Below are 14,340 nucleotides of genomic sequence, written 5' to 3'. Positions count from 1 at the left end.
TTTGTGGAGTTTGAGCAATGTCTCATCAATCAGAACTCATTAGCCAAGATATTTTGGCCTATTTAAAACAGCACGAAAATAAAGACTTATTGCGTTTCCTGACCTGCGGTAACGTCGATGATGGTAAATCGACCTTAATTGGTCGTCTGCTTTATGATTCAAAACTGATTTATGAAGATCAGTTGCAAGCGGTAACCCGTGACTCGAAAAAAGTCGGGACGACAGGGGATGCACCTGACCTAGCTTTACTGGTCGATGGTTTGCAGGCAGAACGTGAGCAGGGTATTACCATTGATGTGGCGTATCGCTATTTCTCAACTGAAAAGCGTAAGTTCATCATTGCCGATACCCCGGGACATGAACAATATACCCGTAACATGGCCACTGGTGCATCAACTGCGGATCTGGCAATTATTTTAATTGATGCGCGTTATGGCGTGCAGACCCAAACCCGTCGTCATACCTTTATTGCCAGCCTGCTGGGTATTAAGAACATTATTGTTGCCATCAACAAAATGGACCTGGTGGAATTCTCTGAAGCACGCTTCAATGAAATTCAGGCGCAATATAACGAGTTTGTGAATCAGCTTGGTGATCGTAAACCGGCCAATATCATTTTCACCCCAATTTCTGCCCTGAATGGCGATAACGTGGTGAACAAGTCGGCCAATACTCCGTGGTACAGCGGCGAAACTTTGATGGAAACGCTGGAAAACGTGGAAATTAGCCGGACTTCGGGTAAAAACGAATTCCGCTTACCGGTGCAATATGTCAACCGTCCAAACCTCGACTTCCGTGGTTTTGCGGGCACCATTGCTTCGGGCGACATCCGTGTGGGTGATGAAATTGTTGCGTTGCCATCAGGCAAACGTTCTACTGTTAAAGATATTGTAACTTTTGATGGCAATTTGGAACGTGCTTTTGTCGGTCAGGCGGTTACCCTTACCCTGAATGACGAAATTGATATTTCACGCGGTAACCTGCTGGTCAAAGCGGGCGATCAACCGGAAATTTTACGTTCTGCACGCGCAACTGTGGTGTGGATGAATGATCAGCCACTGGTCAAAGGCAAGCTGTACAACATTAAGCTCGGTACGCAAACTGTTCCAGCCAAAATTGCTGAAATTAACTATCGTGTAAACGTGAATACGCTGGAAAAAACTCAGGTAGAGCAGCTGGAACTGAACGCGATTGCTGATGTTCAGATTGAGTTTGATGCGCCAGTGGTATTTGACCGTTATCAGGACAGCCGTTATACCGGCTCGTTTATTTTCATTGACCGTTTAAGCAACGTGACCGTTGGTGCGGGCATGGTGGAAGCAGCGGTAGAATGGACTGCGCATGATGAACCTGTGACTGCGGAAGACCGTGCTGCCCGTTTAGGTCAAAAACCTGCTGCGGTGACTGTAACAGCACAAGCACTGGAAAATGCACAAGCGCTGGAAAGTCTGTTGATTCAGCGAGGTGTAGTTGCAATTGCAAAAGCGGGTCTGAATGCTGATCAAGTGGCATTACTTCGTGAAACTGGTGTTGTGGTGGTCACCGATGTTGCTGAAGGCACTGACGTAAGCTATGGCACCGAAGCCGTTGAAGAACTGGCTGAGAAAATTGTGGAGCTGGTTCGTCTATAAGACTGGACTGGTTTAAAAACCCGTCTGATTGGCGGGTTTTTTATTGCCTAAATTTTGATTGCATGAGAATTATTCGATTGGTCAAAATGTGATCTTTCAATTTACCGGTCAATTAATACAATGCTCCCTAGATTTAGGGGATATATGAAAAAATTAATATTGCTGGCTGGCTTGTGTGTGGCTTTTGGAGCTGAAGCCAAACAGAGCAGCCAAAGCATTGAAGCAATCAAGCAGAAAATAATCCAGCAGTCGATTGAGAATTATCCGGGAAATTGTCCGTGTCCTTACAATACTGCAAGTAATGGTAGTCGTTGTGGTAAGCGTAGTGCTTATAATCGTGTAGGCGGATATGCACCGCTATGTTATCCGGAAGATGTGAGTGATCGAATGGTAAAGGAATATAAAGGGTGTAGTTAATTAAAGGCTCCGTATTTTAGATAGCGAGCTAAAGGAAATATTTTTGTTGGATTTAGTTTTATATGGATAATCATTCATAAGAATCATTGAGGATTAAGGCCAGAATAGATTTCATCTCTGTCAGACTTTTGACCCCTGCAATTCTGTGGATGATCTGTCCCTGCTTGAAAATCAGGGTCGAAGGTAATCCATAGACATGATAACGCAGGGTGAGAATGGGAGATTGATCCACATTGATCTTGCCAAATTTAATCTCTGGCTGATGGTGGGCATAATAGCCGGCCAGTTCGGCAAACACCGGAAAATTCTGTACGCAGGGTGCACACCAGTCTGCATAAAAGCGGATCACGGCAAAGCCATCAAACCATTCAAATTCACTGTAATTATTTTCGTTATAGTCGATGACCTTGGCCATGGCTCACCTGAGTTATCAATCTGCGAAATATACATCTCATTATACATAAGTCCGGCTTGGCTTCATTCCGTCATTTTTCTATGTTCAAATAGAGTACAGAAACTTGCACTGAACAATTAAGGAAAATCCATGTCACAAGCGACGATGCAGCAGGTCATTATTACAGAACCAGGCGGCCCGGAAAAACTGGCCTATGAAAGTGTGGCTATTCCGACACCGGCAGCCAATGATGTGCTGGTTAAGGTTCATGCCTTTGGTTTAAACCGCCCGGATATCTTGCAGCGCCAAGGCCTTTATCCAATGCCGAAAGGGGTGACGCCTGTGCCGGGGCTGGAAGTGGCAGGTGAAGTGGTAGCGGTAGGCGAAGAGGTCAGCAAATTTAAAGTCGGCGATAAAGTTTGTGGCCTGACCAATGGCGGTGGCTATGCAGAATACTGCGTGGTTCCGGAAAGCCAGACCCTGACCATTCCTGAAGGCTTGAGTTTTGTACAAGCTGCGGCTATTCCGGAAACCTTCTTTACCGTATGGGCCAACGTGTTCCAGATGGGGCAAGCCAAGGCTGGCGAAACAGTACTGGTCCATGGGGGTAGCAGCGGTATTGGCACCACAGCGCTGATGTTATGTAATGCGCTGGGCATGAAAACCTTTGCGACTGTCGGTTCAGATGAAAAAGTTGCGGCTATTTCACACCTGACCACCGCCATTAACTACAAGACACAAGATTTTGAGCAGGTGATTAATGAACAGACTGACAATGGCGGCGTCGATGTTATTTTAGATATCGTTGGTGCACCTTATCTGGAACGTAACCTGAACCTGTTACGCCGTGATGGTCGTCTGGTTTATATCGCGTTCTTGGGCGGTGCCAAAGCCAAAGATGTGAAACTTGGCCCGATTATGATGAAGCGCCTGACCATTACCGGTTCGACCATGCGTGCGCGTAATACTGCAGAAAAAGCTGAAATTGCCCAAGGCTTGCAAGACACAGTGTGGCCATTATTGAGCAAAGGTGAATGTCTGCCGATGATTTTTAAAACCTTTAAATTTGATCAGATCCAAGAAGCGCATGCGGCCATGGATACCGGTGATCATATTGGCAAGGTTGTGGTAGAAATTATTTAATTCTGCACCTAAAAAAGACCGGCTATTGCCGGTCTTTTTTATGCTTATTTCAAGTTAGTACATTGATGTTTATTACTTAAACTGTACAAGCTTTACTAAAAATTAAAATATATGTGATGTATTTGACACAACCTGTCGAAACTGTGTTGTACATTAGCCCACATACGAAACAGACATCATAAAAATAAACTGGATATTTCAATGAAGAGACAGAGGGCAGAATCATGAGAATTTCATCTACAGCATATACCACCACCCAGAATATACGTGCTTTAAGGCGCATTCATCGGGCCATTATCCGTCAAAAAATAGGTCTGGCAGATATCCACCGGGTGTATAGTGCCATGCTGCATTTAGAGCGTTATGTTGATCGCCTAGATCAGAATAAGCCTTAAGTCTAAGCTGAATGCAGCCTTGTGATACGTATTTTGATTTACTTTTAACGTAAATGTATTTAAAGTTTTGGTCTAATTATTTATATGATTTTTATTTAATAAATTTTAATTTATGGTTGTTTAATTGATAGAAAAAACAGTGCCTTAAAACAGCACCATGAGGGTATCATGAAGTGTGTTACTTCAACACATGAACGACTGGCTGAACGGCTGGTCAGTATTTTAACCAAACTCAATGTAGGGCATCAGCTGAGTATTCCGGAACTGGCCCAGGAATTTAAAGTCAGCACCCGCACCATTGAACGTGACTTTGATCGGCTGAATGCCTATCTACCTTTATTGCAGGACAAAAGCAGCAAAAAATACTATCTTGATGCTTCCTATTTGGGACGGTTTAAACTTCAGGATATCCAGAACTTTGCCCAGTTGTCGGGCATTAGCGATCTTTATCCCTCGCTGGATATTTCGTTCCTACGTGAGCTGATGGATCATCGTGCCAATCTGGTGTTTTCCGCCAAAGGTTATGATTATGAAGACAGTAGCCAATATGCCGAACATTTTAAAACCCTGACCCAAGCCATTCAGCAGCGTCAGTACATTGGCTTTGTCTATAAAAACAAGTCCCGTCGGGTGCAGCCTTATCGCCTGATTCATCATCATGGTAACTGGTATCTGGCTGCGGTGCATTCGGATACCTTAAAAGTGTATCGCCTGAGCCTGATTGAGCAGATTGAACTCAGCTATGAACTGGACCCGTTTGAGCATGATCCGGCTATTCTGCAACAGCTGGAAGATGAAGAAGGTATCTGGTTTGGTCATGAACAGCAGGAAGTACATTTATCGGTTGCGGCAGATGCCGCGCTGTATTTTAAACAGCGCCGGCTGTTTCCAAAGCAGCAGATCCTGGAAGAAAAGCCGTGTGGCAGCCTGCTGATTTCCTGCCAGATTCGCCATCATATTCAGCTTTATCCGCTGGTGCGCTACTGGATTCCCTATGTCAAAATTGTAGCGCCGCTGCATTTACAAACCGAGCTGGAGCAGAGCCTTAGCCATTATCTGCATTAATTCGTGTTGTGGGTGTACATTTGAGTTTTGATGACCATTAAGACTGGCCTCTTATTCCTGCCATAATTGCTACGGAATCTGTCGAGCTTTAAGTGAAATTATGCGAAAATAGCGTTTTACTTTTTGCCCAAGGCTATTTCATGATTGACCAGTCTCCTGAATCTTTAAGCGATATTGAAATTATAGACATCCTTCAGAGTATGAAGAATGATGTGCTCAATAGCGAAGCCAAAGAGATTATCCGCAAAGGCGGAAAAGTGGGACGTCAGGAAGCGCATAAACAGGCCTTGGTGGCATTGCATCAATCTTTTGAGGAAAAATTTGTTGAAGCGGTGACGCTGGCATTGAGCTTGAATGAAGCCCAAGCCAAAAAAATCCGCTATAAAAAAGACCGGATTCGTATTTTAAAAGCCCGTCAGATTGATTATCTGGCCATTGATGGCGCAGAAACCGCCCAGGTGCTGGCACAAATTGCACAAGCCATTGTCCGTGAAGATGCGATTGTGACCCATGACCTGCACAATATTTTCCCGTTCTGGAAAGAAGGTTGGCCAATGGTGCAGTTCGACAGCGCCTATAAAATTCTGGAAGATGATATTGCCATTCACTATCAGGCGGTGCTGGATGAATTGCTGCGTCAGTTTTAAGTGAATTGCTGCATGAAAAAAACCTTCTAGAGTCTAGAAGGTTTTTTTATCGCTCTTGATTGGAGGAAGATGGATTATTCCTGTTCCGGCGGCTGGTTATTTTCCAGTAAACGTGTCACCAACAGCTGGTCAATTTTAAAATGATCGACATCGACCACTTCAAATTTATAACCGCCATATAACACGGTATCGGCTGGACGCGGAATTTTACGCAGCTGATACATCATAAAACCGGCTAAGGTTTCATAGTTTTCTTCATCGGGCATTTCTTCAATTTCAAGTGCATGTTTCATGTCTTCAATTGGGGTACTGCCGTCAATCAGCCATGAATTATTATCACGTTTAATAATCTGCTGTTCTTCTTCAATAGGGGTTACCCAGTCGCCCATTACGGTAATCATAATATCGGACAGGGTAATGACGCCGACCACCAGTGCATATTCATTAATCACCACCGCAAATTTTTCTTTGGTCGAACGGAAGCGGTCCAGCACTTCAGACAGGGTCAGGGTATCGGGAATGGTGAGTACGTTACGAATGGTTGATTCGTTCAGCTGGTTGATTTTCTGGTTATTCAGAATCCGCACCAGAATATCTTTGGCATCAACATAGCCAATCACCTGATCAATATTTTCATTACAGACCAGAAATTTGGAATAGGGGAATTCAGCCAGTTTCTGGCGAATGCTGTCTTCGGCTTCATTTAGGGTAAAGTACACCACATTTTCACGCGTGGTCATGCTGGACGGGACATTACGTTCTTCCAGTTCAAACACGTTTTCAATAAAGTGATGTTCCTGTTTTTGCAACACACCCGCTTGGGCGCCGGCATCCATCACCGCGGAAATATCATCGAAGGTAATATTGTCATCGCGGATGGTATTGACCTTAAATAGCCGGAACAGCATATTGGCGATGGCATTAATAAACCAGGCCAGCGGTTTGCAGACGGTAATAAATACCTGCACCGGATTGATCACAGAAATAGAAATTTTCTCTGGTGCAATCATGGCCAGACGTTTCGGCATCAGGTCGGCGAATAGAATAAATAAAGAGGTGACCAAGGTAAAAGACAGCGCGAAGCTGAGGGTTTCGGCCCACGGTCCGGTATAGAAACGGGTGACAAAATCGTAGAAATACGGGCGAAAAGCACCTTCACCTAAAATACCGCCTAAAATGGCAATTGCATTCAGGCCAATTTGCGAGGCGGCAAAAAAGTCTGCCGAGTTTTCCTGTAAATCCAGCACTTTTTGCGCACGTTCATCTCCGGCTTCAGCCAGAATTTTTAATTTGACCTTACGCGCACCGGCCAGGGCGATCTCGGTCAGTGATAAAAAACCTGCTCCTGCAATCAGTATGAAAATAATAACAATGTTCTGGAAGAGGCTCACGAATCCACCTGCGGATTTTTATTCTGAATATTTTTAACGTCAAAAACATCGAGTAGTGCACCGGGCACTACTCATGTTCATCTTAGTATAAGCTTTAAAAAGAGAGATTTATGAGCGTTTTTTGTCAAAATTGAGAAAATTGTGAGTTATTCATTAAAAACTCACGGTTTTCTTCTTCAATCATTTGACGGGCTACATACAGAATCAGCTGACGTAACCAGCGATGCGCCGGATGATGATGCAGTAACGGACACCAGGCCATCTTCAATTCAAATTCCGGAATATAAAACGGCGGGTCTTTAATCAGCAGATTCTGGCTTTTGGCCTGTAAACGGGCAATTCGGGTCGGTAAGGTAGCTACCAGATCCACATTGGATGCCAAGAGTGCCGGCATCTGATAATGACGGGTAAATACCGAAATCTTGCGTTTTTGACCAATCCGCTCCAGTGCCTGATCAATCCAGCCTAATCCGGCCTGTTTTTCCGGATTAACGCCAAAGCCAACGCCCATACCGGTTTTAGAGACCCAGATATGCTGTGCATCTAAATAGCTTTTAAGGTTCAGGTTACTGGCCGCCGGGTGTTTCTGATTGAGTAGACAGGAAAAACTGTCACGCCAGACCAGTACCTGGTGGAAACTTTGCGGAATTTCATTAAAGCGGTTGATGGCTAGGTCTACCTTGCCTTGTTCCATGTCACGATAGGAGACATCACTTGGGGTCAGAAAGTCGAGCACCACATTTGGCGCTTCAGAACGCAAGGCTTTGACCAGACGCGGCACCAGAGTGGCTTCGGCATAGTCTGAAGTCATAATCCGGAATACGCGATTGGAGGTATACGGGCGGAACTCGGTACGGGGTTCCAGAATCATGGATAAATCGGACAGGGCATCACGAATACGCGGTTGTAATTCAAGTGCGCGTTCGGTCGGGGTCATCCCTTCAGATGAACGGATGAGCAGGGGATCATTAAATAAGTTACGTAGACGACGTAAAATGTTACTCATGGCGGGTTGGGTAACGCCCAATTGTTCAGCTGCTCGAGTGACATTCTTTTCGCGAAGTAATACGTCCAGGTAAATTAGTAGGTTGAGATCGACCCGCTCCAGATTCATAAAAAAAATACCGAAAATAAACCCAAGAAATTATTTGGATTATGCCATAAGCCTGAAGGCTTGGGTAGAACAATTACCGAAAAAGCCTGTTCCCTGATCGGATCAATTCCTGCATATTTACCGGGTTTTTCGGCCCAATTCGCGCGGGGTTTAAGCGGCTTAAATCAGCGCGTGTCGGGTTGATTCAAACCTCATCGTATCCACCTGCAGAAATGCTTGAGTTGAGCGACTCAACACAAGCATGGTCTTCTTCTATTCACTGTCAGGTTGGCTCTACCAGGCTAAAAATAAGCCGGATATTGCCTTGATTTTGTACGGAAAAAGCCGTACCCGACTTAAGTATAATGAATATAAAAAAAGCAAATGGTGTGTTTTTTAATCGGTTATTTGAATTGTAAAATAAAATTTATTTAATAAAAATCAAATATTTGTTTTGTAATATAAATTTTCGGATACGACTTTGATCTACATATTTTTTAAATAAATAGTGAAGATTCTTTGAGGATATTGGATTAATTTTCTAACTCACTCTAATCTGTACTCAACACGACGAAGTGCTCTAAATCTGAACACATCCAGAGGTATGATTTTAGTCATTTCGTTGGAGAAAATCCTAAAATTAATACAGGAAAATATCATGACTACATACCAAACAGCGATTGATGCAATCCGCGAATTGAAAGCGAAATTCGGTAACACTTGGGCAGACATCAGTCCTGAAGATGCTGCGCGTATGCAGATGCAAAACCGTTTCAAAACTGGTTTAGACATTGCTAAATATACAGCTGCGATTATGCGTCGTGATATGGCTGAATACGATGCAGACAGCAGCAAGTATACTCAATCATTAGGTTGCTGGCACGGTTTCGTTGCGCAACAAAAAATGATTGCGAACAAAAAATACTTCGGTACAACCTCTAAGCGTTATATCTACCTGTCTGGCTGGATGGTTGCTGCACTTCGTTCAGAATTCGGTCCACTTCCTGACCAATCTATGCACGAAAAAACTTCTGTTCCTGCATTGATCGAAGAAATCTACACTTTCTTACGTCAAGCTGACGCAAAAGAATTAAACGATTTGTTCCGTGCACTGAAAAAAGCACAAGACGCAGGTGATACTGCTAAAGCAGCTGAAATCACTGCTCAAATCGACAACTTTGAAACTCACGTTGTGCCAATTATTGCCGACATCGACGCTGGTTTCGGTAACGAAGAAGCAACTTACTTACTTGCGAAGAAAATGATCGAAGCGGGTGCTTGTGCACTGCAAATCGAAAACCAGGTTTCTGATGCGAAACAATGTGGTCACCAAGCAGGTAAAGTAACTGTTCCACACGAAGACTTCATCGCGAAAATCCACGCGCTTCGCTATGCGTTCCTGGAAATGGGTCTTGACGACGGTATCATCGTTGCACGTACTGACTCTGAAGGCGCTGACTTGACTCAAAAAATCCCAGTGGTTAAAGAGCCAGGCGACATCGCTTCTCAATACATCAGCTACTTAGACACTCAAGAAATTGACATCTCTGAAGCGAAAGAAGACGAAATCCTGATCAAGCGTGATGGTAAATTACACCGTCCTAAGCGTTTAGCTTCTGGCTTGTACCAATTCCGTGAAGGCACTCAAATTGACCGCGTTGTACTTGACTGTGTAACCAGCTTACAAAACGGTGCTGACCTGCTTTGGATCGAAACTGCAACGCCTAACGTTGAAGAAATCGCTCACATGGTGAACCGTGTACGTGAAGTTGTGCCAAATGCGAAGCTTGTTTATAACAACTCTCCATCGTTCAACTGGACTTTAAACTTCCGTCAACAAGCTTACGACCGTTGGGTTGCTGAAGGTAAAGACGTTTCTGCTTACGACCGTGCTAAATTAATGAGCGCTGAGTACGACAACACTGAATTAGCAGCTGATGCTGATGAAAAAGTTCGTACATTCCAAGCAGATGCTTCTCGTGAAGCAGGTGTGTTCCACCACTTGATCACACTTCCGACTTACCACACTGCTGCGCTTTCTACTCATGAGCTTGCAGAAGGTTACTTCGGTTCTGAAGGTATGTTGGCTTATGTTGCTGGCGTACAACGTAAAGAAATCCGTGGTGGTATCGCTTGCGTTAAACACCAAGCAATGGCTGGTTCTGACATCGGTGACGATCACAAAGAAATCTTCTCTGGTGACAACGCACTTAAAGCTGCGGACGAAGCTAAAAACACTATGAACCAGTTCAACGGCTAATCGTTAGACGGTTTAGAAAAAACCCTGCATCTGCAGGGTTTTTTTATGCTTGAATAAAAAGAATAAATAAGAAAGAAAAAAGAAGATCAGTACAGCAAGATAAAAAGAAACGGCAGAATAGAAAATGAAAGAAAAAAGAAAAGCTATTTCACCTTAATATAGTCCGCCACCGCATTGTCCGGATAATTAAAGCTGATTTTATTGTAGCGGGTGTGCTGGGCCGGAATAGGTTCTAAAAAGCTTTCATCAACCAGCGCGTTATATTCCTGATAGTTTTGATCGACCAGAATAATATCGCTGACTTTCAGTTTTAGCGGCTGATCTGACTGGTTATGAATACGCATATAGTAGTCATGCGCTTTGACGGTATCGGTAATATCGCGAAAGCTTAAGCTATCAATATGTTCGGCCTGAATGTCGGCATGTTTCAGCGCATTGCTGACTTCAATGGTCGCAACACGTTCCAGTTTTAGTGCTGGCTGTTTGGATGAGGCATCTACAAGTTCCAGCCCGTTTGCTGTGGGCTGCAATTGTTGAATCTGTTGATCAGTACTGATTAATTGGGCAGTCTGTTCATTGGTATAGCTGACCTGACCTTGTGTATTCTGGCTACGCTGACGGCGAGCATAGATACGGGTATCTTGCAGGCTGTAGCTCTGATCCGGATGAATCTTTAACTCAAGAATACGCTGCTGGCAATCATCACAGTCAAGGATGGTTTTGTAGTGACCGGCCAGCGGCTCCGGCTGTGGTGCTGCTGTTTCAGCAGCAGGCATCAAGCTGTCTTGCGGTTGGGTTTCAGTTTGGGCCTGGGCATTGCTCATGGTACTGCTTTTTTCAGCTTGCCCACCGCAACCACTTAAACACAAGGACAAGGTGCTAATTGCAAGAAGAGGACGAGATAACATGGCAACAGATCAATCTTTGGATAAGGTATTAAACATAAACTTTTCGGGCATATTCGCCTAGAGCAGAGGGCTAAATTGAGCCGCTGTTTTGTAGCAAATTTTATCGCGGGCAAAAAACCGTTTTGAAACAAGAAAAGCCACCAAAGTGGTGACTTTTTGCGATGCTAGATCTTGTGCTTTATTGCAGGTCTTTTTGCAGACGATAATTCTGGCTGGCATCAATATTGTCGCCATTGTTGACATCGCGCGCTTCAATAAAGTTTTCACCGACAAAGAATTTACGGTTATTGGCAGCCTGATCCAGAATAATAACGGCAGGATCATTCGGGTCAAATTCAAACGTACCGGTAATTTTGGACTCCTGACCATTGGCACGACCCAGGAATTCTTCACTCAGCTCATAGGTTTTATCCATTTTTAGCTCAAGCTCGGTTTCAATGCCCTGGCAGTCGCTACACGGCAAGACCCCTTTATATTCTCCCGGCCAGTCCAGTGCGGTGGCGGCTGTATCATTGGCGCTCATGTCAGTGGCTGCGGCAGGCGAGGTGGTTTCTGCATCGCGGGCGGTTTCAGGGGTTTTATTGTTATCACAGGCGGCCAGTAACAGCGCCGTGAGGGCAAGGCTCAAAATTTTTATTTTCACCGATCAATCTCCTGACAGGACAGATAGGGTCAGCATAGCCTGATTGTAAAAATTGCCCTGTTGGGTTTCTGTGAGTATTTATTTTCAGTTTACGGCATCCGGTTTATTTAAGAAAAACCCGAAAGATTGGCAGGAATGGCGATTGACGGTTTGGCTAATTGTATACATTTATATATTAATTGATTAAATATTCGGCAATCTGCTCTTTTTTAAATCTGTTGAGTTGTTAAACTTCGCGCAATTTTTATTGTGTGGATTGTGCTTGTGTTTGAGAAGTTGGCAGAACAGAGCTTGGGGTTGATGGGCTGGGAAATTGACAATCACTGGCCGCTGGATTTGGACCAGTGTGTGATGATTGCCGCGCCGCATACCAGTAACTGGGATGCACTATATGCACGTTTGGCGCTTAAAGCCTTGGGCGTGAATGTTCGCCTGACCATTAAAGACAGTTATATGAAATTCCCGTTCGGGCCCTTTGTCCGTGTGATGGGAGGAATTGGCATTGACCGTCGTCCGAAGGCAGCCGGTGAGCAGCGTCCAAGCATGGTGCAGCTGATGAGCGATTTGTTCAAGCAGCATCCCAAGCTGGTGATGCTGGTTACGCCAGAAGGTACACGCGCCAAACAGGAACAGTGGAAAACCGGTTTTTATCATGTGGCGGTAACGGCTGGCGTGCCGATTGCACTGGCCTATATGGACTACGCCCAGAAAAAATGTGGCGTAGGTAAAATTGTCTATCCATCGGGAGATATGGAAAAAGACATGGCCGAAATCATGGCGTTTTATGCCAGCATTGCCGCCAAATTCCCGGAACAGTTTAGTGTCGATACCCGTTACTATGCAGAGACTGAATAGTCACTCATTGTTAAAAAAAGAAGACAGGGCATCGACCCTGTCTTTTTATTTATACGCTTTCAATATCAACATTGGCAGTACATCAAGATGCGAGATGCAATCTCTGATCCGTTGTTTCGCTTGATTAGCTTTCTAAATATTTGATTCTGATTTAAGGCTGTTCTGCTTTGGGAAAAATCCCGCCCAACGATTGGCAGGCTGCGGTATAAAGCTGATATTGCTGCTGCACAATTTCATCCACCGCCAGGCTGGATTGCTGTTCACCTTCCCGATACTGTTCCACATAACGGCTGGCTTTTTGCCGGGCGGCAACCAGCGCATGTTCGTGATAGCTGTTAATAGCACTATGGGTCATCAGCGTTGTTCCAATATTGTGGCATTCAAATTGCGCCAGCAATTGTTCAGCGCGTTTTAATTCTTGGGAGTTACCGAACATACAGGCGCTCAGCAGGGTACAGCAGGCCAAAGCAAACAGGGGTTTCATGTTAGCAAAATAGTGAAGAGAGGATGGACCATAGTCTAGCGAATTCAGCCCACCTCTAGCATGACAAACCGGTTTAACTGCTTAAAAATTAGTTTATTGTGATAAAAGTCACACAAAACTGCAGTTAACCTTTGACCAGACCGCCATCAACAATCAGGTTTTGCCCGGTGACTGCACGCGAATACGGTGACAGGAACATCATAATAGCTGCGGCAAATTCTTCTGGGGTGGTAACGCGGCGTAGTGGCGTCGAGGCAGCAATTAAATCAAATACCGCATCTGGCGTGGCTTTGCTGGCATCGGTGGTTTGGAGCAGACCGCCAGACAACATATTCACGTTAATACCATATTGGCCCAGATCATGCGCTGCAGTACGGGTAAAGGCCAACAGTGCGGCTTTGGCGGTGGTGTAGTCATGATAAGGCACCACCGGATTCTGCACGAGGTTGGTACCAATATTCACAATACGGCCAAATCCCGCAGTTTTCATATCCTCAAGCGCTGCTTGGGTGGTATTGAGGGCAGCCACAACTGCACCATCAAACTGTTGCTGCATGATGGCCGGCGTCAGATCTTCGACTTTGGGACGGGCATCACCATTAAACTCAAAGTTAATTAAGGCATTGTTGATGACACTATGAATGGCCTGACCAAAATGCGCCTTGGCTGCGGCAAAGAGAGCCTGCACTTGGGCTTTGTCAGTGACATCGGCCTGATAGGCAAAGACCTGCTCTGGATACTGTTGCACCAGCTGCTCGGCAGCAGCGGCACTGTTTAAATAATTTACCACTACACGCGCCCCTTCCGCCAATAAGGTCCGGGTAATGGCCAGGCCTAAACCGCGTGCGCCGCCAGTCACTAAAACAATTTGATCACGAATTTGCATATTGCTCACATCCTTATTCCCTATGCAGATGCACCATAGCAAGAAATGGCAGCCAGCCAAAGCGAAATCTGCGCCGATAGAAATTGGTGCAGTTATTGCTTAATGCCAGGGCATAGACTTCAAAAAGA

Annotated in this window: 15 protein-coding genes; 8 read left to right on the top strand and 7 right to left on the bottom strand. The window is 44.8% G+C overall.

Annotation, left to right across the window (positions count from 1 at the left end; genetic code table 11):
- Positions 1-17 precede the first annotated feature (17 nt).
- Positions 18-1,631 (top strand): sulfate adenylyltransferase subunit CysN, encoded by a 1,614-nt coding sequence (gene cysN, locus FTU86_RS00955; RefSeq protein ID WP_180048297.1) that lies wholly within the window; start codon positions 18-20, stop codon positions 1,629-1,631.
- A 144-nt stretch (positions 1,632-1,775) separates the two neighbouring features.
- Positions 1,776-2,048: a hypothetical protein gene (locus tag FTU86_RS00950; RefSeq protein WP_005179342.1), complete on the top strand. Its 273-nt coding sequence runs from the start codon at positions 1,776-1,778 to the stop codon at positions 2,046-2,048.
- Positions 2,049-2,118: 70 nt separating this feature from the next.
- Here the strand turns inward: FTU86_RS00950 and FTU86_RS00945 are convergent, their stop codons facing one another.
- Positions 2,119-2,463: a co-chaperone YbbN gene (locus tag FTU86_RS00945; RefSeq protein ID WP_168414411.1), complete on the bottom strand. Its 345-nt coding sequence runs from the start codon at positions 2,461-2,463 to the stop codon at positions 2,119-2,121.
- Positions 2,464-2,592: 129 nt separating this feature from the next.
- On the opposite strand from FTU86_RS00945, the gene FTU86_RS00940 reads away from it, so the two are divergent.
- The 4 genes from FTU86_RS00940 to FTU86_RS00925 all read left to right on the top strand — a co-directional run bounded on the left by FTU86_RS00940 (position 2,593) and on the right by FTU86_RS00925 (position 5,692).
- Positions 2,593-3,585, top strand: coding sequence for an NAD(P)H-quinone oxidoreductase (locus tag FTU86_RS00940; RefSeq protein WP_163145581.1), 993 nt, complete (start codon positions 2,593-2,595; stop codon positions 3,583-3,585).
- A gap of 224 nt (positions 3,586-3,809) precedes the next feature.
- Entirely contained in the window at positions 3,810-3,980 is a 171-nt protein-coding gene (locus tag FTU86_RS00935) for a hypothetical protein (RefSeq protein ID WP_005179332.1), read from the top strand.
- A gap of 168 nt (positions 3,981-4,148) precedes the next feature.
- Positions 4,149-5,045, top strand: a complete 897-nt coding sequence (locus FTU86_RS00930) for a YafY family protein (RefSeq protein WP_163145582.1) — start codon at positions 4,149-4,151, stop codon at positions 5,043-5,045.
- Positions 5,046-5,185: 140 nt separating this feature from the next.
- A complete protein-coding gene (locus FTU86_RS00925) occupies positions 5,186-5,692 on the top strand; it encodes a hypothetical protein (RefSeq protein WP_016659280.1) in 507 nt (168 codons plus the stop codon).
- A gap of 74 nt (positions 5,693-5,766) precedes the next feature.
- Here FTU86_RS00925 and FTU86_RS00920 read toward each other — a convergent pair whose 3' ends face one another.
- Together FTU86_RS00920 and FTU86_RS00915 are read right to left on the bottom strand one after the other, a co-directional pair.
- Complete coding sequence (locus tag FTU86_RS00920) at positions 5,767-7,083, bottom strand: hemolysin family protein (RefSeq protein ID WP_005179329.1); 1,317 nt, start codon at positions 7,081-7,083, stop codon at positions 5,767-5,769.
- Between the two features lie 124 nt (positions 7,084-7,207).
- Positions 7,208-8,197, bottom strand: coding sequence for a LysR family transcriptional regulator (locus tag FTU86_RS00915; protein WP_075167072.1), 990 nt, complete (start codon positions 8,195-8,197; stop codon positions 7,208-7,210).
- A gap of 637 nt (positions 8,198-8,834) precedes the next feature.
- Between FTU86_RS00915 and FTU86_RS00910 the strand changes: the two genes are divergently transcribed.
- Positions 8,835-10,436, top strand: coding sequence for an isocitrate lyase (locus FTU86_RS00910; RefSeq protein WP_180036479.1), 1,602 nt, complete (start codon positions 8,835-8,837; stop codon positions 10,434-10,436).
- A 143-nt stretch (positions 10,437-10,579) separates the two neighbouring features.
- Here the strand turns inward: FTU86_RS00910 and FTU86_RS00905 are convergent, their stop codons facing one another.
- Positions 10,580-11,344 (bottom strand): copper resistance protein NlpE N-terminal domain-containing protein, encoded by a 765-nt coding sequence (locus FTU86_RS00905; protein WP_104494549.1) that lies wholly within the window; start codon positions 11,342-11,344, stop codon positions 10,580-10,582.
- A 178-nt stretch (positions 11,345-11,522) separates the two neighbouring features.
- On the bottom strand, positions 11,523-11,987 hold the full coding sequence (locus FTU86_RS00900) for a copper resistance protein NlpE (protein WP_005179322.1): 465 nt from the start codon (positions 11,985-11,987) through the stop codon (positions 11,523-11,525).
- 264 nt (positions 11,988-12,251) lie between these two features.
- On the opposite strand from FTU86_RS00900, the gene FTU86_RS00895 reads away from it, so the two are divergent.
- On the top strand, positions 12,252-12,842 hold the full coding sequence (locus FTU86_RS00895; RefSeq protein WP_180036478.1) for a 1-acyl-sn-glycerol-3-phosphate acyltransferase: 591 nt from the start codon (positions 12,252-12,254) through the stop codon (positions 12,840-12,842).
- 151 nt (positions 12,843-12,993) lie between these two features.
- On the opposite strand, the gene FTU86_RS00890 is transcribed toward FTU86_RS00895, so the two are convergent.
- Positions 12,994-13,326: a hypothetical protein gene (locus FTU86_RS00890; protein ID WP_075167070.1), complete on the bottom strand. Its 333-nt coding sequence runs from the start codon at positions 13,324-13,326 to the stop codon at positions 12,994-12,996.
- Between the two features lie 124 nt (positions 13,327-13,450).
- The gene (locus FTU86_RS00885) at positions 13,451-14,212 is read right to left on the bottom strand and encodes a 3-oxoacyl-ACP reductase (protein ID WP_168370105.1); all 762 of its coding nucleotides are present in this window, start codon (positions 14,210-14,212) and stop codon (positions 13,451-13,453) included.
- Positions 14,213-14,340: the final 128 nt, after the last annotated feature.

The organism is Acinetobacter sp. YH12155, from assembly GCF_013418255.1.
Classification (GTDB): domain Bacteria; phylum Pseudomonadota; class Gammaproteobacteria; order Pseudomonadales; family Moraxellaceae; genus Acinetobacter; species Acinetobacter indicus.
The sequence above is the reverse complement of the archived record's forward strand: the minus strand, read 5'-3'. Positions and strand labels throughout refer to the sequence as shown.

What these genes read in the sequence shown, in the direction of transcription:
- cysN (WP_180048297.1), top strand. Translation starts at nt 18, where the DNA reads ATGTCTCATCAATCAGAACTCATTAGCCAAGATATTTTGGCCTATTTA.
- FTU86_RS00950 (WP_005179342.1), top strand. Translation starts at nt 1,776, where the DNA reads ATGAAAAAATTAATATTGCTGGCTGGCTTGTGTGTGGCTTTTGGAGCT.
- FTU86_RS00945 (WP_168414411.1), bottom strand. Translation starts at nt 2,463, where the DNA reads ATGGCCAAGGTCATCGACTATAACGAAAATAATTACAGTGAATTTGAA.
- FTU86_RS00940 (WP_163145581.1), top strand. Translation starts at nt 2,593, where the DNA reads ATGTCACAAGCGACGATGCAGCAGGTCATTATTACAGAACCAGGCGGC.
- FTU86_RS00935 (WP_005179332.1), top strand. Translation starts at nt 3,810, where the DNA reads ATGAGAATTTCATCTACAGCATATACCACCACCCAGAATATACGTGCT.
- FTU86_RS00930 (WP_163145582.1), top strand. Translation starts at nt 4,149, where the DNA reads ATGAAGTGTGTTACTTCAACACATGAACGACTGGCTGAACGGCTGGTC.
- FTU86_RS00925 (WP_016659280.1), top strand. Translation starts at nt 5,186, where the DNA reads ATGATTGACCAGTCTCCTGAATCTTTAAGCGATATTGAAATTATAGAC.
- FTU86_RS00915 (WP_075167072.1), bottom strand. Translation starts at nt 8,197, where the DNA reads ATGAATCTGGAGCGGGTCGATCTCAACCTACTAATTTACCTGGACGTA.
- FTU86_RS00910 (WP_180036479.1), top strand. Translation starts at nt 8,835, where the DNA reads ATGACTACATACCAAACAGCGATTGATGCAATCCGCGAATTGAAAGCG.
- FTU86_RS00905 (WP_104494549.1), bottom strand. Translation starts at nt 11,344, where the DNA reads ATGTTATCTCGTCCTCTTCTTGCAATTAGCACCTTGTCCTTGTGTTTA.
- FTU86_RS00890 (WP_075167070.1), bottom strand. Translation starts at nt 13,326, where the DNA reads ATGAAACCCCTGTTTGCTTTGGCCTGCTGTACCCTGCTGAGCGCCTGT.
- FTU86_RS00885 (WP_168370105.1), bottom strand. Translation starts at nt 14,212, where the DNA reads ATGCAAATTCGTGATCAAATTGTTTTAGTGACTGGCGGCGCACGCGGT.